This window comes from Comamonas sp. Tr-654 (assembly GCF_011752915.1).
Lineage (GTDB): Bacteria > Pseudomonadota > Gammaproteobacteria > Burkholderiales > Burkholderiaceae_C > Comamonas.
This window is the reverse complement of record NZ_VWWQ01000006.1, coordinates 231,599-251,165: the sequence shown is the minus strand read 5'-3', so window position 1 is coordinate 251,165 and position 19,567 is coordinate 231,599. Positions and strand designations below refer to the sequence as shown.

17 protein-coding genes are annotated in these 19,567 nt (G+C 62.7%); 16 read left to right on the top strand and 1 reads right to left on the bottom strand.

Annotated features, from left to right (window positions below; all coding sequences use genetic code 11):
* Nucleotides 1–71 precede the first annotated feature (71 nt).
* Together F3J24_RS19210 and F3J24_RS19205 are read left to right on the top strand one after the other, a co-directional pair.
* The gene (locus F3J24_RS19210; protein WP_167009733.1) at nt 72–839 is read left to right on the top strand and encodes an SDR family NAD(P)-dependent oxidoreductase; all 768 of its coding nucleotides are present in this window, start codon (nt 72–74) and stop codon (nt 837–839) included.
* A gap of 127 nt (nt 840–966) precedes the next feature.
* On the top strand, nt 967–1,368 hold the full coding sequence (locus F3J24_RS19205) for a GFA family protein (RefSeq protein ID WP_167009731.1): 402 nt from the start codon (nt 967–969) through the stop codon (nt 1,366–1,368).
* Nucleotides 1,369–1,412: 44 nt separating this feature from the next.
* Here F3J24_RS19205 and F3J24_RS19200 read toward each other — a convergent pair whose 3' ends face one another.
* Nucleotides 1,413–2,225, bottom strand: coding sequence for an enoyl-CoA hydratase (locus tag F3J24_RS19200; RefSeq protein WP_167009729.1), 813 nt, complete (start codon nt 2,223–2,225; stop codon nt 1,413–1,415).
* 108 nt (nt 2,226–2,333) lie between these two features.
* Here F3J24_RS19200 and F3J24_RS19195 point away from each other — a divergent pair, with 108 nt between their 5' ends.
* The 14 genes from F3J24_RS19195 (at nt 2,334) to F3J24_RS19130 (ending at nt 19,437) form a co-directional block, all read left to right on the top strand.
* Nucleotides 2,334–3,125: an SDR family oxidoreductase gene (locus F3J24_RS19195; protein WP_167009727.1), complete on the top strand. Its 792-nt coding sequence runs from the start codon at nt 2,334–2,336 to the stop codon at nt 3,123–3,125.
* 18 nt (nt 3,126–3,143) lie between these two features.
* On the top strand, nt 3,144–4,088 hold the full coding sequence (locus tag F3J24_RS19190) for a Zn-ribbon domain-containing OB-fold protein (RefSeq protein ID WP_167009725.1): 945 nt from the start codon (nt 3,144–3,146) through the stop codon (nt 4,086–4,088).
* A 15-nt stretch (nt 4,089–4,103) separates the two neighbouring features.
* Nucleotides 4,104–5,207 carry an acyl-CoA dehydrogenase family protein gene (locus tag F3J24_RS19185; protein ID WP_167009723.1) on the top strand — a complete coding sequence of 368 codons (1,104 nt, stop codon included), beginning with the start codon at nt 4,104–4,106 and terminating at the stop codon, nt 5,205–5,207.
* 12 nt (nt 5,208–5,219) lie between these two features.
* Nucleotides 5,220–5,636 carry a MaoC family dehydratase gene (locus tag F3J24_RS19180; RefSeq protein ID WP_167009721.1) on the top strand — a complete coding sequence of 139 codons (417 nt, stop codon included), beginning with the start codon at nt 5,220–5,222 and terminating at the stop codon, nt 5,634–5,636.
* A gap of 32 nt (nt 5,637–5,668) precedes the next feature.
* Complete coding sequence (locus tag F3J24_RS19175; RefSeq protein WP_167009964.1) at nt 5,669–6,841, top strand: lipid-transfer protein; 1,173 nt, start codon at nt 5,669–5,671, stop codon at nt 6,839–6,841.
* A gap of 16 nt (nt 6,842–6,857) precedes the next feature.
* Nucleotides 6,858–8,039, top strand: a complete 1,182-nt coding sequence (locus tag F3J24_RS19170; RefSeq protein WP_167009719.1) for an acyl-CoA dehydrogenase family protein — start codon at nt 6,858–6,860, stop codon at nt 8,037–8,039.
* Between the two features lie 25 nt (nt 8,040–8,064).
* Nucleotides 8,065–9,879 (top strand): long-chain-acyl-CoA synthetase, encoded by a 1,815-nt coding sequence (locus F3J24_RS19165; protein ID WP_370527748.1) that lies wholly within the window; start codon nt 8,065–8,067, stop codon nt 9,877–9,879.
* Nucleotides 9,872–10,954 carry an MBL fold metallo-hydrolase gene (locus F3J24_RS19160; RefSeq protein ID WP_167009715.1) on the top strand — a complete coding sequence of 361 codons (1,083 nt, stop codon included), beginning with the start codon at nt 9,872–9,874 and terminating at the stop codon, nt 10,952–10,954. Before F3J24_RS19165 ends, F3J24_RS19160 begins: the two co-directional genes overlap by 8 nt.
* Nucleotides 10,951–12,147, top strand: a complete 1,197-nt coding sequence (locus tag F3J24_RS19155) for an acyl-CoA dehydrogenase family protein (protein WP_167009713.1) — start codon at nt 10,951–10,953, stop codon at nt 12,145–12,147. Before F3J24_RS19160 ends, F3J24_RS19155 begins: the two co-directional genes overlap by 4 nt.
* A gap of 77 nt (nt 12,148–12,224) precedes the next feature.
* Nucleotides 12,225–13,346, top strand: coding sequence for an acyl-CoA dehydrogenase family protein (locus F3J24_RS19150; RefSeq protein ID WP_240154389.1), 1,122 nt, complete (start codon nt 12,225–12,227; stop codon nt 13,344–13,346).
* Between the two features lies 1 nt (nt 13,347).
* Nucleotides 13,348–15,054 carry a class I adenylate-forming enzyme family protein gene (locus tag F3J24_RS19145; protein WP_167009709.1) on the top strand — a complete coding sequence of 569 codons (1,707 nt, stop codon included), beginning with the start codon at nt 13,348–13,350 and terminating at the stop codon, nt 15,052–15,054.
* A gap of 281 nt (nt 15,055–15,335) precedes the next feature.
* Nucleotides 15,336–16,715 (top strand): DUF1329 domain-containing protein, encoded by a 1,380-nt coding sequence (locus F3J24_RS19140; RefSeq protein WP_167009707.1) that lies wholly within the window; start codon nt 15,336–15,338, stop codon nt 16,713–16,715.
* A 35-nt stretch (nt 16,716–16,750) separates the two neighbouring features.
* Complete coding sequence (locus F3J24_RS19135) at nt 16,751–18,262, top strand: DUF1302 domain-containing protein (RefSeq protein ID WP_240154388.1); 1,512 nt, start codon at nt 16,751–16,753, stop codon at nt 18,260–18,262.
* A 71-nt stretch (nt 18,263–18,333) separates the two neighbouring features.
* Nucleotides 18,334–19,437, top strand: a complete 1,104-nt coding sequence (locus F3J24_RS19130; RefSeq protein ID WP_240154387.1) for a dienelactone hydrolase family protein — start codon at nt 18,334–18,336, stop codon at nt 19,435–19,437.
* The last annotated feature ends 130 nt before the right edge of the window (nt 19,438–19,567 follow it).

Here is a 19,567-nt window from a genome sequence, read left to right as displayed (position 1 = left end):
TATCAAGGTGTTTATTCATGGATTGAGAACACCTAAAGTTCTGACTTGTTGACATCCTCCATGAGACCGACATGCAAGCATCTGCACCCCGTATCGCATTGATCACCGGCGCAAGCCGTGGCCTGGGCCGTAGCGAAGCCCTCAAACTGGCCGAACTCGGCGTTCATCTGATCGTCACTTACAAGGACAGCGAAAGCGATGCGCAGGAGCTGGTCTCCCGCATCGAGGCACTGGGCAGCCGCGCCGTGGCGCTGCGCCTGGACGTGGGCGACAGCAAGAGCTTTGCCGCGTTTGCCGAGCGTGTCAGGGGCGTGCTGGCCGACACCTGGCAGCGCGAGCAGTTCGACTATCTGGTGAACAATGCCGGCATCGGCTTGGTGGCGCCGTTTGCCGAGACCACAGAAGAGCAGTTCGATCTGCTCGTCGATATTCACCTCAAGGGCACGTTCTTTCTGACGCAGAAACTGCTGCCCCTGATCAGGGACGGCGGACGCATCGTCAATACCTCGTCCGGGCTGGCACGCTTCAGCTTCCCCGGCTATGCCGCCTATGCGGTGATGAAGGGCGGCATCGAGGTGATGACGCGCTATCTGGCCAAGGAGCTGGGGGCACGCGGCATCGCCGTGAACACCATTGCTCCCGGCGCCATAGAGACCGATTTCGGTGGCGGCGTGGTGCGCGACAATGAACAGGTCAATGCCCATATCAGCGGCCTGACTGCCATGGGCCGGGTGGGCCGCCCCGACGATGTGGGCGCCGCAGTTGCCGCCTTGCTTTCCGAGGGCAACAACTGGGTCACGGGCCAGCGCATTGAAGTCTCTGGCGGCATGATGCTCTGAGCAGGCTTCGATCCAGAGGAAGCCATCCGGATTTCTCGGGGTGAGCGGTATCGGGCATGCAGGTGCGCGGCGGCAGAGGTAATGCCTGCGGCCCCGTTTTTTGGATAGAAGATTTGGAGACCGAGTCGTGCCCGAGAACTACCTGGGAAGCTGTTTATGTGCAAGAGTCGGCTATCGGCTGCTGTCGCCGCCCAGGGCCGTGACTCACTGCCATTGCGGGCAGTGCCGCAAAAGCCATGGCTCCGCGTTCGCAAGCTATGCCGCCGTGCCGCGCAAGGACTTGTGCATAGCCTCCGGGCAGGGCGATATCAAGTCCTATGCCTCTTCTGCGTCCGTGCAGAGGCAGTTCTGCCAGCACTGCGGCTCGTCGCTGTTCTGGTCCAGGCAGGCCGGCGACTGGGCCGACTGGATATGCATAGCGCTGGGCACACTGGACTCGCCTTTTTCGGCGCTCAAGCAAAAGCATGTGCATCTGGACTCCCGGCCCCTGTGGTCGGACTTTGCCGGTGGCTGCATGCCGCCTGACTGAGGTCAGTCCTCTGCCAGTGCTCCCGGCTCCGGGGCAGAAGGCACTCATTCCCCCTTGAATTCTGGCTGGCGTTTCTCGATGAAGGCATGCATGCCTTCCTTCTGGTCCCGGGTCGCAAACAGAATCTGGTTGGCCTTGCGCTCCAGCATCAGGGCGGCATCCAGCGAGGCATCCATGCCGGCAATCACCACTTCCTTGATCTGCTCCACGGCCAGCGGCGGCATGGCGGCGATGAGTTTTGCCATTTTCAGAGCCTCAGGGATTACCTGATCGTCTGCACAGACTAGGCTGACCAGACCCATGGCGCAGGCCTCGTCGGCGCTGACGGGTTTGCCGGTCAGCAGGATGCGCATGGCCTGGAACTTGCCCACGGCACGTACCAGACGCTGGGTGCCGCCGATGCCGGGCATGATGCCGATGCGAATTTCCGGCTGGGCAAAGCTGGCACCGCGGCCGGCAATGATGATGTCGCAATGCATGGCCAGCTCGGCCCCGCCTCCAAAGGCATAGCCGCAGACCGCCGCGATGATGGGCTTGGGGCATTTCTCGATCGGCGCCCAGACTCGCTCCGTGTGGCGCTTCATGATCTCTATGGGGCCGCAGGAGTCCATGCTCTTGATGTCCCCGCCTGCCGCAAACACCTTGTCGCCGCCGGTCAGAACAATGCAGCGCACGCTGGCGTCCACGCTCAGCGCGGAGAAGGTTCTGGACAGCGCGGCCTGCAGGGACAGGCTCAGTGCATTCGTGGCCTGAGGGCGGTTGAGCTGCACCACCGCCACGCCGTTGTCCTGCTGCCGAACCAGCAGTTCCTCCTGCGCGGCGTTCGTCTTTTCAATAGCAGTAGGCGTTGCTGACATAAGGTTTCCCAAGGAGTTGAACAGGGTCGATGGTCGTTTTCAGGCCAGAGACCAACATCGTCCTTTTGGACGTATCTGCTGTCGGTGCCGAAATCTAAATTGGCAGCCATGGATACGAACAACGACTTTCAAAACAAGGTGGTGCTGGTCACCGGCGGCACCAAGGGCATAGGCAAGGCCATTGCGCAGGGGTTTCTCGTCGCAGGTGCCACGGTGGTGGTCTGCGGGCGCCAGCAACCCGAAGCGCTGCCCGATGCGGGCGGTCGCAGCGCGGACTTCATGGCCTGCGATGTGCGCGAGGCCCAGGCTGTCAAGGACATGGTCGATGAGGTGCAGCGCCGCCATGGTCGCCTGGACGTTCTTGTCAACAACGCCGGCGGCGCTCCCCATGTGGACGCGGCCACGGTATCGCCGCGCTTTCACGAAAGCGTGCTGCGCCTGAATCTCTTCTCGACCCTGCACGCCTCTCAGGCCGCCAATGCCGTGATGCAGCAGCAGGACGGTGGCGGCGTGATTGTCTGCATCGGCAGCATCAGCGCGCTGCGCCCTTCGCCCGGTACGGCGGCCTATGGCGCGGCCAAGGCGGCCGTGCTGAGCCTGGTCAGTTCTTTGGCCGTGGAGTGGGCGCCCAAGGTACGGGTGGTTGCCGTCAGCCCCGGCCTGGTGCGCACCGAGCAGTCGCATCTGCACTTTGGGGACGAGGCCGGTATCGCCTCGGTCGCTCAGACCATTCCTGCGGGCCGGCTGGCCGAACCCGAGGACATTGCCAACGCCTGCCTGTATGTGGCCTCGCAGAGCGCTTCCTACATGAGCGGCACCAATCTGCTGCTGCACGGCGGCGGCGAGCGACCCGCATTCCTGAGTGCCTCGAACTCGGAATCCGTGCCGCAGAAACACTGAATTTCAAAGGAGACAATCTTGACCGATCAAGACTGGATGGCAGAAGTCCGCAGCTATGTGGGCAAGCAATACGGGCGCGTCTATGCCTGGGACAAGGTCAACAGCCCCATGATTCGTCAGTGGTGTGAGCTGATGGGCGTGGCCGTGAAGACCGACAAGGATGGCAAGACCGTTGCGCCTCCTGCCATGCTGCAGGTCTGGTGCATGGAAGGGCCGGTGCAGAATAACTATCCGCCAGGCTCCACGAAAGAGAACCCTTATGAAGTTCTGAAGCTGATCGAGGCGCAGGGCTTTCCTTCCACCGTGGCGGTGAATTCCGAGCTGAGCTTCGAGCGCGATGTGCTCGAGGGTGAAGACCTGTACTACACGACACGCCTGGAAGCCATCAGCGAAGAGAAGACCACGGCCCTGGGCACGGGCTACTTTGTGACGCAGATCATGGAGTATTTCTCGATCAAGGCAGCGAATGGCCAAGACGAGAAGGTCGGCCAGTTGATGTTCCGCGTCTTCAAGTTCCGTCCCGCCAATGTGCAAAAGGCCGAACCAGCGCCGGCTGCAGCCGCGACGATCAAGCGGCCCGCTCCCGGCGTGAGCGATGACAACCGCTTCTTCTGGGAAGGGCTCAAGGAAGGCAAGCTTCTGATTCAGCGCTGCAAGAGCTGCGGCGATCTGCACCACCCACCGGGTCCCGTCTGCCCCAAGTGCCATTCGTTCGACTGGGACACGGTTGAGGCCAGCGGCCAGGGCACGGTTTACTCCTTCGTGGTCATGCATTACCCCGAAGTTCCGCCTTTTGACCACCCCAACCCCATTGGCCTTGTGGAGCTGCAGGAGGGCGTGCGCGTGATTGCCCAACTGGTCGGCGTCAAGCCCGAAGAGGTGCAGATCGGCCAGAAGGTGCAGGTGGAGTTCAACACCTTTGATGGTGATCTGACTCTGGCCCAGTTCCGCCCCGTGGCCTGATGCGAGGAGGCCGTCATGGATTTTCAACTCAGTGAAGACCAGCGTGCGTTTGCCGACATGGCGCAAAGCCTGTTCGCAGACTATTGCACGGACGACAAGCTGCGCGAGCACGATGCCTCGGGTCAGCCCTTTATGCAGGAGCTGTGGCAGCAATGCGTGGCTGCCGGCCTGCACAGCATTTTGGTGCCGGAAGCCGCAGGTGGTCTGGGTCTGGGCATGAGCGAGATGCTGGCCGTGCTGGAGCAGCAGGGCCGTGCGCTGGCGCAGGTGCCGCTGTGGCAGCAGCAGGTCGCCACATCCGCGATTGCCAAGTTTACCGAGGGACAGGACGCAGTCGTTCAGTCAGCCATGCAGGGCGAGCTGCTGGCTTTATCGCTGCAGGCCGCAGTGGCCACACGCGGGCCGGCGCTTCAGTTGCAGGGTGAGCGACTCAAAGGCCAGTTGCAAGCCGTGCCGCTGGGCGAGCAGGCCCCGATGGCTCTGGTGGCAGCGGCGGCGGGCGATGAGATCAAGCTGGTGCTGGTGAGCCTGCAGGCCGATGGCGTCAGCCGTGTGGCCGGCATGCGCGAAGACTACTGTGCGGTGGCAGACATCATCTTTCGCAACACGCCGGTTCTGGCCGTACTGGGCGGCCGTGCGCTGGAATGGGTCAACGAAATGGCAATCGCCTGCCTAGCTAGCCTGCAGCAGGGCGTGACGCAGGAGCAGCTGCGCCGCACCGTGGAGTATGTGAGCGAGCGCAAACAGTTCGACCGACCCATCGGCACTTTTCAGCTGGTCCAGGGCCAGATGGCCGACGGTTACATCCTCATGCAGGCCCAGCGCAGTGCGCTGAGCCAGCTGGTCTGGCGCCTGGATGCAGGCCTGCCCTGCGTGCCGCAGGCCCACGCAGTGCGTGCCCAGTCCAACGAGCTGGGCCTGAAGGTGGGCCGCGTTGCCCAGCACGTGCATGGCGGCATGGGCGTGGATGTGACCTATCACATCCACCGCTTCATGTTCTGGTGCCGTGCGCTGGCTGCCGAGCTCGGCAGCGCCGAACAGCACCTGGAAGCGCTGGGCCAGTGGCTCGCAGACAACGACACGCTCGGCTGGAAGTACGACCTGCCCGAAGACCGCTAAGGAGACAACAACATGGCCAATCAATCTATTCGTTTCGAGTCGGTGAACGTGGGCGACGAGCTGCAATCCGTGAGCGTGCCCGTCACTGTGCCGCTGATTGCCGGCGGTGCCATCGCCACGCGCGACTATTTCCCCGGTCACCACGACCGCGACGCTGCGCGCGAGCTGGGTTCGCCCCATATCTTCATGAACATCCTGACCACCAACGGTCTGGTGCAGAGCTTTGTCGAGAGCTGGGCTGGCGACGAGGCACGCCTCATGGATCTCAAGATTCGCCTGGGTGCGCCCAACTATCCCGGCGACACCATGAAGTTCACGGGCTCCGTGACCGAGAAGAACGAGGCCACGCGCAGCGTTCAGATCGCACTCAAGGGCAGCAATTCCATGGGCTCTCACGTCAGCGGCACCGTGCAAGTGGCCCTGGCCTAAGAACAACAAGCGGAGACATTCCTGTGAACGATATGAATATTTCCGGTCGCGCCGCCATTGTGGGTCTGGGTGCAACAGAATTTTCCAAGAACTCGGGCCGTACCGAGCTGCGTCTGGCCATGGAGGCCACGCTGGCTGCGCTGAGCGATGCCGGCATCGATCCCAAGGAGGTGGACGGCTTTTCCTCGTACTCCGTGGACAAGGTTCCCGAGTATGAGATTGCCCGCCTGCTCGGGGCTCGCAATGTGAGCTTTTTCTCGCAGGTGCCGCATGGCGGCGGTGCTGCCTGCGGCCCCGTGCTGCATGCGGCCATGGCCGTGGCCACCGGCATTGCCAAGACGGTGGTGGTCTACCGCGCCATGAATGAGCGCAGCTGGTACCGCTTCGGCACCGGCAGCTATGGCTTCGGCAGCACGCCGTTCTTCGACAATGTGAACTATGGCTGGTACATGCCCCACGGCTTTCACACGCCGGCCTCCTGGGTGGGCATGTTTGCGCGCCGCTATATGCACAGCTTCGGCGCCACCAGCGAGGACTTCGGTCGCGTGGCCGTGGCCGTGCGCGACTTTGCCGCGACCAATCCCAAGGCCTTCTTCCACGGCAAGCCCATCACGCTGGAGGAGCACCAGGCCAGCCGCTGGATCTGCGAGCCGCTGCATCTGCTGGACTGCTGCCAGGAGTCCGACGGCGCCGTGGCCATGGTCATCACATCGAGCGACCGTGCGCGAGAGATGAAGACCAAGCCGGTCTATATCAAGGCCGCAGCCCAGGGCATTTCCGACGGCCAGCAGTCCATGACTTCCTTCTACCGCGAAGACATCACCGGTTTGCCCGAGATGGGCCATGTGGCCAGACAGCTGTGGCAGCAAAGCCGCCTGACGCCCAAGGACGTGCAAAGCGCGGTGCTGTACGACCATTTCTCGCCCTTTGTGCTGCCCCAGCTTGAGGAGTTCGGTTTCGTCAAGCGCGGCGAGGCCAAGGATTTCATCCGCGGCGGCGAGCATGCGCGCGGCGGCTCCATGCCCATCAACACCCATGGCGGCCAGCTGGGCGAGGCCTATATCCACGGCATGAACGGCATTGCCGAAGCCGTGCGCCAGATCCGCGGCAGCTCCGTCAACCAGGTCAAGGACGTGCACAACATGGTGGTGACCGCCGGTACCGGCGTGCCCACCAGCGGCCTGATTCTGGGCGACGAGGCCTGATGGTAAGGAGACATTCATGTTCATCGACCTGACTCCCGAGCAGCATGCGCTGCGCCTGAAGTGCCGTGACTACTTTCAGGCGCTGATGACGCCCGAGCTCAAGGCCCGCATGCGCGGTGCCGAGGGCGGCGACGAGTACCGCGAACTGATCCGCAAGATGGGGCGCGACGGCTGGCTGGCCATAGGCTGGCCCAAGGAGTTCGGCGGCCAGGGCCTGTCGGCCACCGAGCAGCTGATCTTCTTTGAGGAGGCGAACATCGCTGGGGCTCCGCTGCCATTCGTCACCATCAGCACCGTCGGCCCCGCGCTGATGGAGCATGGCACCGAGGCGCAGAAGCAGGAGTTTCTGCCGGGCATGGCCAGCGGCGACATCATCTTCGCCATTGGCTACTCCGAGCCCGGTGCGGGCTCCGACCTCGCCATGCTCAAGACGCAGGCGCAGCTGCAGGGCGATCTGCAGACCGGGCGTTTCGTGGTCAACGGCCAGAAGCTGTGGACTTCAGGCATCGAGTCGGCCGACTACGTGTGGCTGGCCGCTCGCACCGATCAGGAGCTCGCCCGTCACAAAGGTATTTCCATCATGGTGGTCGATACCCGGGACAAGGGCTTCTCGCACACGCTGATTCAGACCGTGGGCAATTACACGGCGGCCACGTATTTCGACAATGTTGAAGTGCCCGCAGCGCGTCTGATCGGTGAGCTCAATGGCGGCTGGAAACTGATCACGGCCCAGCTCAACCACGAGCGCCTGGGTCTGGGGGCCTGGTCGGACAAGGTGTTCGGCCCCTTCGCCAAGGTGCTGCAGTGGGCCAAGGCCAGGGACGAGCAGGGGCGTCGCGCGGTCGATCAGGCCTGGGTCAGGCGCAGCCTGGCCGAGTGCTATGCCCGCCTGGAGGCCATGCGGCTGACCAATTTCCGCATCGCGGCCAGCCTGGAAGCAGGAGCCATGGATGTGAGCCTGGCATCCGCCACTAAGGTCTATGGCTCGGAAGGCGTGGTCGAGGTGCTGCATCGATTGATGGACATCGTGGGCAGCAGTGTGCTGGTGCGCGGCGGCTCGGCTGCCTCCTATCTGATGGGCGAGCTGGAGTACGAGTTGCGCGCCTCCACCATCAACACTTTCGGTGGCGGCACGAACGAGATCCAACGCGAGCTGATTGCCCAGTTCGGCCTCGGCATGCCGCGTCCTCAGCGCTGATCGAAGACAAAAAACAAGGAGACATGTGATGAGCGACACGACTGTGGTGTCGCGCGAGCAGACCCAGCTCAAGCTGGATCGTCGCGCGCCCATTGCGGCCAAGTACATGGCCGATACGCCCTACACCATGGCCGATCGCCTGGAGGACTGTGCGCGAGATTTCGGCGAGCGTATCTTTCTGACCGAAGGCGATGTGCGCTACACCTACGCGCAGTTCAATCAGCGCGCCGATCAGGTGGCTCGTGCGCTGCACGGGCAGGGAGTGAGAAAAGGCGATGTGGTGGCCATGGCCATCGAGAACCGCCCCGCCTTTTTCTTTGCCTGGTTCGGCGTGGCCAAGCTGGGGGCTGTGGTGGCCTTCATCAACACCCATGTCACGGGCAAGCCGCTGACGCACGCACTGGAGGTGACCAGGGCCGCCCATGTGATTGTGGGCGAGGAATGCGCGGAGCGTTTTGCGCAGACAGAAGGTCTGAACACAGCACTGAGCTACTGGCACTGGCCGGATGAGGAAAGGCCCGCGGAAGCGGAAGTCCTGTCGCAGTTCGGGCCGGATCTGCAGGCGCTGGCCGCGAGCCAGGACGACTCCCCCGTGCCGCTTGCATGGCGCGAGGGCGTGCTGGCCGGCGATACTGCGCAGTACATATTCACCTCAGGGACCACCGGCCTTCCGAAGGCCGCGGTCATCAGCCATGCACGCTGGCTGATGGCGGGGGACTCCATGCAACTGCTCTGGGAAATCACCCGGGACGACTGCTTTTACTGCTTTTTGCCGCTCTACCATGGAGCGGCTTCCATGTCGCTGACCGCAACCGCCATGGCTGCGGGCGCGCGCATTGTGGTGCGCCGCAAGTTCAGCCGCAGCGAGTTCTGGCGCGATATCCGCACGCATGGCGTCAGCTTTTGCCAGTATGTGGGGGAGATCTGCCGCTTTCTGCTCAGCGTGCCTGCGACCGACAAGGACCGTGAGCACAGCTTGCGCAAGATGGCCGGAACCGGTCTGACGCCCGAGATCTGGCAGCAATGGACCGCGCGCTTCGGCGCCGTGTTCCAGATTTACGAGGGCTGGGGCGGGACGGAGTCCAACACCAACACCATCAATCTGGACAATCGGATCGGCTCCTGCGGCCGCGTGCCCTTCTGGGAGAAAACCAATCTTCGCCTGGTCCGCTACGACCAGGAAAAAGGTGATTACATCCGCGACGAGAACGGATTTCTGCAGCTTGCCGGTGTGAACGAACCGGGCGAAGCCATAGGCATGGTCATTCAGTATCCGGGCGTGGTCGCCGGGCGCTTCGAAGGCTATACCAGCGAAGAAGCTTCTGAAAAGAAGCTGCTGCGCAATGTCTTCCAGCAGGGCGATGTCTGGTGGACCTCGGGCGATCTGCTGCGTTGCGACGAAGACGGATATTGCTGGTTTGTGGACCGCATCGGCGATACCTTCCGCTGGAAGAGCGAGAACGTCTCGACCATGGAGGTCGGCGATGCGCTGGGGGACTTCAAGGGCCTGGATGCGATAACCGTCTATGGCGTGCAGGTTGCCGGCCATGGCGGTCGTGCAGGAATGGCTGCCCTGGTGATGCATGAGGGGGCCGGGTTCGACCCCGGAGCTTTCTGGGAGCTGGCTATCTCCCGCCTGCCACGCTATGCAGCACCGCTGTTCGTGCGCCTGATGGATACGCCGGACATGACCGGCAATTACAAGCTGCGCAAGGTGGATCTGCAGAAGCAGGGCTATGACGGCGTACCCGGTGTCGATCCGCTGTTTGTGCGCAATGACAAGCTGCAGACCTATGTGCCGCTGACTGCCGCAGCACTTGAAGAGGCTCTGCGTGGCTAGCGCCGTCGCGCAGGAGCGCGTACGGGCCAAGCCCGCAGAGGTGCTGCGCTACCCCTTCGAGCCGCCGGCAGCCGATGGCAGCCACGTGGAGATCGTGCCAGGTCTGCTGTGGCTGCGCATGCCCATGCCCATGGCTCTGGATCACATCAATGTCTATCTGCTCAGGGACGGCGACGGCTGGGCGCTGGTGGACACGGGGCTGGGAATCCCTGCCACCTTCGAGTTGTGGGAGAAGATCTTTGCGCAGAAGCTGGCCGGACAGCCGCTGACCCGCGTGATCTGCACCCACTGTCACTATGACCATGCGGGGGCGGCATGGTGGTTGCAGCAGCGTTTTGGCGTGCCGCTGCTCATGACCTATGGCGAGTTCATGATGCTGCGCTCGCTGATGGGGCCGCCGCCCGATCCGCTGCCCGAGGCACATCGCGAGTTCTATGCGCGTGCAGGGGTGAGCAACGGGGAGCTGGACAGCATGCTGACTGCCATGCGCAATGACCCGTTCATGCCCAGGCAGCCTAGCCATTACCAGCGCATTCATCCGGGCGAGCTGCTGCAGATCGGGGATCGCCAGTGGCGCATTGTGCTGGGCGAGGGGCACTCGCCCGAGCATGCCTGTCTGTATTGCGAGGACGAGGGCATTTTGCTGGCCGGTGATCAGGTGCTGCCGCGCATCACCTCGAACGTGATGGTCAGCCCCATCGAGCCGGAGGGCAACCCGCTCAAGCTCTGGATCGATTCGCTGCATCGACTGCGCGAGCTGCCGGCGGACACCCTGGTGCTGCCATCGCATCAGGGCGTGTTCTACGGCCTGCACGAGCGCCTGGTGCAGGTGCATGAGCACCATGCCGAGCAGTTTGCGCTGCTGACCAGGCATCTGGGACAGGTGGGGCGCGCAACGGCAGCCGAACTGGTGCCGGTGCTCTTTCCCCGGCTGCGCAGCCCCGTGGATCGCCTGATGGCCCTAGGGGAAACGATAGCCCATTTGAACCTGCTTCACCAGGATGGAGTGCTGTTGCGCACCACGGGTGAAGGCAAGATTGCATATTTCTCGTTGGCCGAGGTGAGGAAGCCATGACGGAACTGGAAACATTCAAACAAGACGTGGCGCAGTGGCTGGAGGAGAACTGTCCTGCAAGCATGCGCCGGCCCATTGTCTCTGAGGAGATGGTCTGGGGCAGCTCCAGGCTGCAGTTCATGAACGAGGATCAGAAGCTGTGGTTCGAGCGCATGCGCGACCGCGGCTGGTTTGCTCCGTCCTGGCCGCGTGAGTACGGCGGTGGCGGCCTCTCTCCCAAGCAAGCCCGCATCCTGGACACGGAGATGGCCCGTCTCGGTTGCCGCCAGCCCCAGTACAACCTGGGCGTGTGGATGCTGGGACCGGTCCTGGTGGAAGTGGGGACGCACGAGCAAAAGCTCGAGCATCTGCTGCCCATGATGCGCGGCGAGCAGCGCTGGTGTCAGGGCTTTTCGGAGCCCAATGCCGGCTCGGATCTGGCCAGCCTCAAGACCTCGGCCAAGCGCGTGTCGGACGAACAGGGCGAGGCCTATATCGTCAACGGGGGCAAGATCTGGACCTCGGACGGAGACAAGGGTGACTGGATGTACGCGCTGGTGCGCACCAGCAGCGAAGGCAAGAAGCAGGACGGCATCAGCTTCTTGCTGATCGACATGAAGAGCCCGGGCGTCACGGTCAAGCCCATAGAGCTGATCAGTGGCAAGTCCAGTTTCTGCCAGGTCTTCTTTGACGATGTGCGGGTGCCTGTGCGCCAGCTGGTGGGCCGGGAAGGCGAAGGCTGGTCGCTGGCCAAGAAACTGCTGCAGCACGAGCGTGCCGCCATGTCCAAGTTCACGGAAGGCGGCGCGCCCTCGCACGATGCGATCAGGACCGCATTGCCCTATATGGTGGATGAGCAGGGGCTGGTCCGCGATGGCGCGCTGCGCGACAAGCTGGCCGGACTGCTCATGGATGCACAGTCTTTCGCCCTTACCCATCGCCGGGTGACCGAAAAGGCGCTGGCGCGCCAGGATGTGTCCGGCCCCTCCAGCATCATGAAGCTGGTGCAGACCGAGCAGGAGGTTGCCAAGTACGAGCTGCTGCAGCAGGCACTGGGACTGCGCGGCCTGGGCTGGGACGCCGACGATGATTTCACGGCCGACGAGATCGAGGTAGGCCGTGCCTGGCTGCGCTCCAAGAGCTACACGATTGCCGGCGGCAGCTCGGAGGTGCAGCTCAACATCATTGCCAAGCGGGTGCTGGAACTGCCTTGACCCGTGGGCCGCGATGCGGCTTGGCGCCCCGCTGCGGGCGGCGGATAACGAATTGAAATGGAGACAAGAATATGACCATGCTTTTGTCGCAAGAGCAGGAGCTGCTCAAGGACAGTGCGGCAGCCTTTCTCGCGCAGGAAGCGCCTGTGGCCCAGCAGCGTCGCCTGCGCGATGCAAAGGTGGAACAGGGCTTTGATACGTCGCTGTGGCAGCAGATGGTGGAGATGGGCTGGCCCGTGGCGGTACTGCCCGAGTCGCATGAGGGGCTGGCTGCAGGCTATCTGGGCATGGGCGCCGTGTTCGAAGCGATTGGCCGCAACCTGTCGGCCCAGCCGTTGCTGAGCCAGGCCGTGCTGGCACCGGAGCTGCTGATTCGCGCGGGCTCTGCAGCCCAGCAGGCGCAGTGGCTGCCCCTGCTCGCCAGTGGTCAGGCCAGGCTGGCGCTGGCCCTGGAGGGAAAAGCCGGCCGGCATCAGGCCGATGTATCGGGTGTGGTGGCCGAGCAGACCGGGACAGGCTGGAGCCTGAGCGGTGAAAAGGCCTTTGTGCTCGATGGCGTGGGTGCCAATGGCTTTGTGGTGCTGGCCGCCTCGGGCGAAGGAGCTCCCGGCCTGTGGCTGGTGCCTGCCGATGCCCAGGGTGTCAGCGTCAACCCCATGAGCATGATAGACAGCCGCAATATGGCGCGCGTGCGGTTTGACAAGGTGGCTCTGAGCGCCGATATGGCGTTGGTGGCCAGGCCGGCGGCTCAGGCGCTGGAGGAAGTGCTGGACCGGGCCAGAGCCTGCCTTGCCGCAGAGTCTCTGGGCCTGCTGCGTGAAGTGTTCGAGCGCACGACAAGCTATCTGAAGGAGCGCGTTCAGTTCGATGTGCAGATCGGCTCGTTCCAGGCATTGCAGCACCGGGCGGCACGCCTGTATGTGGAGCTCGAGCTGCTGGAGAGCTGCGTGCTGGCGGCCCTCGAAGCCATTGACTCCGGTCGCGAAGACAAGGTGCCCGAGCTGGTCAGCATGGCCAAGGCCAGGGCATCCGACCTCTGCGAGAAGCTCTGCAACGAGTCCATCCAGCTGCATGGCGGCATCGGGGTGACGGACGAGCTGGACATCGGTCTGTTCTTCAAGCGGGCACGCGTCTTGCAGCGCTTGCTGGGCGACGGCAGCTATCACCGCAACCGCTTTGCACAACTGAAAGGTTTCTGAGATGAGCGATGCCTTGGTTTCCATAGGTGAAAAGATCCGCAGCGTTCGCGCTCAGCTGACGGCGGCGGGCGCACCTTTTGAAGTGCAGCAGATCACGCTGCCCGATGCGCGCAGCGTGGCCGTCTATCGCAATGCGTTTCAGAATCTGGCCCAACTGATCGACGCGGGCCGGGTCCACGGTGCGGCCGAGTTCATGGTCTACGGCGATGATCGCTGGACCTTCGACCGCTTCTTTGCCGCAGCCGACGCACTGGCCAGCCGTTTGCAAAAGCAGCAGGGCCTCAAGGCCGGCGACCGGGTGGCCATCGCCATGCGCAACCGCCCCGAGTGGGCGGTGGCCTTTGCCGCCACAGCCTTGCTTGGCGCCGTTCCGGTGCCTCTGAACAGCTTTGGTCTGAGCAGCGAGCTGCTGGCCAATCTGGAAGACACCAGCCCGGTGATGCTGATCTGCGATGCCGACCGCCACGCTCGCATCAGCCAGGCCATTGTGCAGACCGCCATCAAGACGGTGGTTGTGGATGGCGAGGCTGGCGATATCAGCTGGCAGGCGCTGACCGCAGGAGGCCATGATGGGTTTGCGTCGCCCCAACTTAGTGCCGATGAAGCTGCGCTGATCCTGTTCACATCGGGTGCCACGAGCCGTGCCAAGGGGGTGGAGTCCACGCACCGCGCCGTGTGCCAGGGCATCTTCAATATCGACTTCATCGGTGCAGTGGCGGCCATGACATCACCCGACGCGATTGCCACCATCATGGCGCGGCAGCTGCAGCCGACCACCTTGTCGGCCGTACCTCTGTTCCACGTCAGCGGCCTGCATGCCCAGCTGCTGGTCAGCCTGCGCCATGGCCGCCGCCTGATCTTTGTGCACCGCTGGGAGCCCGAGAAGGCTGCCGAGCTGATCCGCAAGGAGAAAGTCACGCAGTTCAATGGTGCACCCAGCATGGTGCAGCAGCTGATCGGTCTGCCCGGATTCGAGCAGCCGCAAAGCTCGGGCAATCTCTCCGGCGTGGGCTTTGGCGGGGCGGGACTGCACCCGCGTTTGATCGATGAGGTGCTGACCAAGTTCAAGGGGCGTATGTCCGGCATAGGATTTGGACTGACCGAGTCCAACGGCGTCTGCGCAGGCAGCTCGGGGCGCATGTTCGAGGAGCATCCGCGTAGCTCGGGGGTGCTGTCGCCCATCATCGAGGTGCGCATTGCCGACCTGGATGGCGCAGCCCTGCCCGTGGGGCAGAGCGGCGAGATCTGGCTGCGGGGCGTGACCCTGATGGAGCGCTATTGCGGCGACGAGGAGGCCACCGCCAAGGCCATGCAGGGGGGCTGGTTCCACACCGGAGATATAGGCTTTCTGAACGATGAGGGCTTCCTGACCATCGTCGACCGCATCAAGGACGTGATCAACCGCAGCGGTGAAAAGATTGCCGCGGCCGAGGTCGAGGCCTGCCTGCTGCAGCATGAGTCGCTGGAGGAGGCTGCCGTGTTCTCCATGCCGCACGAGGTCACCGGCGAGCAGGTCGTGGCCGTGGTGGTCGGGAAATCGTGGAGTCAGGTCACTCCCGAGCTTCTTCGCGAGTTCGTGGCTCAGCGGCTGGCGAGCTACAAGGTGCCCAGCCGCATCGTCGTGCGTGCCGAGCCTTTGCCGCGCAATCCTGCCGGCAAGATGCTCAAGGCATCGATTCGAAAGGAATGCGCCCATCTGCTGAGTTGATCCCCGAATCGGGGCGGTTCTAGGACTTTCCCGATCTGCTCTCCAAAGCCTGCTGCTGCCTCGCGCACCAGCAGGCTTTTTCATTGGGTAAAGCGCCTTGAGTTACCCATGTGGACTAGGTCTCTAGGGTCTGTCAGTAGTCAACTCAGACGATGGTTGAACAGACCTGCTGACGCAGTATGCAACTGCCTGCAAACGGCAAAACCACTGGGACTGCGCGAGGCGATGTACTTCGTTTGTAGCACCCACCAAAAATAAGTTCTAGAACCTAGGAGACAGAGATGAAGTTTGTGACAGCCAGGACTCCGCTCGCAGTGGCAGTTGGCCTGATGGTTGCATCGTCGGCATGGGCGAAGGTGCCGGCGAGCGAAGCAGAGCAACTGGGCAAGGAATTGACTTGCGTGGGAGCCATCAAGGCCAGCAACAAGGAAGGCACGATTCCCGAGTTCACTGGCAAATGGGCTGGCGCGCCCACCGGCGTGGCCCATGTTCAATCCAGCGGCAAGCATCCCGTGGATATCTATGCCGATGAAAAGCCTCTGTTCGTAATCACGGCGGAGAACATGGACAAGTATGGCGACAAGCTCAGCGCCGGCCAGAAAGCCATGTTCCAGAAGTACCCCAAGACCATGCAGATTCCGGTCTACAAGGGGCATCGTGACTTCCGCTATACGGATGAGGTCTGCGCCGTGCTGAAGAAGAATGCACTGGAGTCCGAGGTCGTCGACAACGGCATGGGCATCAAGGGCAGCTTCGGTGCGATCAACTTCCCGATTCCCAAGACCGGGCAGGAAGTGATCTGGAACAACCTGCTGCCCACGCGTGCCTACACCGAGTCCATCACGCGCGACATGGCAAACGTGCTGTCGGACGGCAGCATGAGCTTCGGCCGCATGCAGAACCTGAATCTGGACATGGTCAACAAGCCGGAGATGCTGGGCAAGCCGGTCGAAGGTGTAATGGCCTATACGCGCACCAGAACGCTGGCTCCCGAGCGCGAGAAGGGCGGCGTGACCCACTCCGTGGAGCCCGTCAACTTCGCCAAGGACAAGCGCCTGGCCTGGAGCTACGACCCCGGGACACGCCGCGTGCGCCAGGTGCCCGAGTATGGCTTCGACCAGCCCATGGCCGGAACCGGCGGCAAGATGACCATCGACTCGGACCGTCTCTTCAACGGCTCGCCCGAGCGCTACAGCTGGAAGTTGCTGGGTAAGAAGGAGATGTACATCCCCGCCAACAACTACAAGATCCACCAGCCCACGGTGAAGTACGCCGACCTGCTCAAGCCCGGTCATGCCAATCCTGATTTCATGCGCTATGAGCTGCGCCGTGTCTGGGCTGTTGAAGGCACGCTGAAGGATGGCTTCCGGCATGTCTACGGCAAGCGTGTGCTGTTCGTCGACGAGGACACAGGCCAGGCCGTGGCTGCGGACATGTATGACGCGCGCGGCCAGCTGTGGCAGCACGCCTTCATCAACTACTACTACTCCTTCGACATCAAGGCCTGGCATGCAGGCACGTCCTTCTATCACGACCTGAATTCCGGCGGGTACATGGGCTACAACCTTTTTCAGGAACGCGCCCAGGGTCCCGTCCTGAACAAGGGTGATCTCGTGCCCGCCATGTTCACGCCAGAAGCCGCTCGCAACGCGGGCAACTAAGTTTTATCAACGAGCGACTCACTATGAAAAACAATATGAAGAAACTCACTCCCATCGCAGTGGCGGCGCTGCTGTTCCTGGGAGCTGGAGCGGTTCAAGCGGGGGAGACGGTCGAGCTGGGCGATGGTCTGAAGTTCGACTGGCGTCTGAACGTGAGCTATGGCCTGGGTGTTCGTCTGGATAACCCGTCGCCGGTGCTGAACACGGACGGCAACAACAACTTCAAGAAGGGGGCGCTGACGGCCAACCGCCTGGGCGCCGTCTGGGAAAGCAAGCTGTCAAAAGGCGACAGCGGTTTTGTGCTGAACGCCAGCACCTTCTATGACGACGTCTACCATCAGCGCAACGACAACAAGGGACCGATCAGCACGGCGGGTCCCGTGGACCAGTTCAACTCTGCTGCCAAGCGCTATGGCGGCGGCTATTCGCGTCTTCTCGATACCTATGCCTACACCAGCTTCAATATGGGCGAGACCCGTGCCACGGTGCGCCTGGGCAAGCAGGTGGTGAACTGGGGCGAGTCCATGTATTTCGCCAATATCGCTGCGGCCCAGGGCCCCAGCGATGCGGCAAAGGCCGCCTCGCCCGGCGCCGAAGTCAAGGAAATCCTGCTGCCTGAAGACCAGATCTCGGCCTCCCTGGAAGTCAGCCCCAAGCTCTCGCTGCTGGGTCACTACCAGTTCGGTTTTCATGAGACGCTGCTGCCTGCTCCCGGCATGTACACCAGCACCAGCAATGCCCTGGGTCCTGGTGCCTCCTGCCTGGGTGTCTACAACGGCGCGACCTGCCGCGGTCTGCGGCGCGGCAATGACATCCGACCCAGCAGCTCGGGCCAGTGGGGCATCGGCGGTCGCTATCGCGTGACCGACGAGACGGAAGTCGGCCTGTACTACCTGAACTACAACGACCGCACTCCCTCGCTGGTCGTGAACATGAACGGCGCGATACCGACTGGCTACCAGGTTCGCTACTTCGACGACATCAAGATGCTGGGAACCACGGTCAGCACGACCTTCGGCAAGTTCTCGGCCTTTGGTGAAGCCAGCTACCGCAAGGGGACGCCCGTGCTCAACGGCAACGGAGTGGCGGTGCGTGGCGATGTGGTGCAGGGCAACGTCGGCGGTATCTTCAATATCGGCCGCACCGGTATCGCGGACGACATGTCCCTGGCCGCCGAAGTCTCCGGCTCTCGCGTGATCAGCGTGGCCGATGGCAGCTCCACCGACAACCTGAGCTTCAAGACCCGCAACTCCCTGGTGGCTGGCGCGACCCTGACGCTGGGCTATCCCGGCATCTTCGAAGGCTGGGATCTGAGCATTCCCATCAGCTACCAGTCGCAACTGCGCGGCCGCTCCCTGGTCGGGACCTTCGGCGGCGGCCAGAGCGACAGCCGGTTGAGCATTGGCGCGACGTTTGTACGCAAGAGCAATTTCTCGATCAACGTGGCCTACATCAACTACCTGGGAAATCCTTCCGCCGACTCCCTGCGCGCGCGCCCTCTGGCTGACCGCGATCAGCTGTCGGTTACTGCCAAGTACTCGTTCTGAAGCACAGCAACGAGCCCGCACCACAAAAGCCCGGCTCTCCGGGCTTTTGTGTTTGAAAGAGGTCTGACTACATGCAAATAACGACCGGAAAATGGATCGCCCCCTTGAGCGTCATGGTGCTGGGATTGATGAGCGGTGCTGCATCGGGGCAGTATCTGCTGGATGCCTTGCCTCCTTTGCCCAAAGTGGCTCCCTTGATGGCTCCTACCGAGCTGCGCGGTGATACACAGGGCGATATCCGCTTCAGGTCCAGCAGCCCGTATGACCTCGATGTGCTGCTCAGTCAGCCGGCCAGGGCCGAGCCAACCATGGGCATGGGCAAGCTGTTCTTGCCCAAGGGGGCCAGCGAGAAGAGGCAGGTGCCAGCCATGGTGGTCCTGCCGGGCGGTGCGGGGGCGATTCCAGGGCGCGAGAGCGAAATGGCACAGATGCTGGCCGACAACGGCATTGCTGCGCTGCTGGTGGATAACTTCAAGCCGCGCGGCATCAGCGAAGACATGCCTTACGCGCTCAAGATCATGGGTACCTCCGAGTTCGACGCCGTGGCCGATGCCTATGCCGCACTCAAGGCCCTGAACAAACACCCGGCCATCGATGGCTGGCGTATCGGGGTGATGGGGTTTTCCAAGGGCGGAATCGCGGCGCGCATGAGTCTGGATGCGCGCATCCGCGACAAGCTGGCACCTTACATCCAGCCCTTTGCCTTGCATGTGGACTTCTACGGGCCTTGCTACGCGCTGCTGCAGTCACGCAAGACCACAGGTTCGCCCTTGCTCAGTTTCAGAGCGGGGGAGGATGCATCGAATGATCTGGTGGCCTGTGCGCAGCAGGAAAAAGTCCTGCGTGAGGCCGGCTCCGAAGTCAGCACCGTGGTCTATGCCAGGGCCGGCCATGACTGGGAAAGCGACAAGCCGCGCGAGATGACGAACCGTCCCTACCTGGCTGGCTGCACCATCGAGTTCAACGACAAGGACTTTCCCGTCTTCAACGGCCAGCCTCTGATTCCCGCCGGGGCTCAGACTGATCGCCAGACACGCTACAGAATCCGGGTGCAAAGTGGCAAGGCGCTGGGAGACTGCGTCAAGGTGGGCTATATCGCCGGACGCGATGAAACCGCACGCAGCCTGGCCGGCAAGCAGTTGCTGCAGTTTCTCAAGGTAAAGTTCGAGCAGTAGACTAGGTTCTGCAGAAAGCAACGAGGCCAGCGATCGCTGGCCTTTTTCATGTCTTGAATCTGCCTGAAGCAGCTGTCCATGAAGGAGGTGAAACTATCAAGAGAGCAGCGTTTCAATGAAAAAGCCGCGC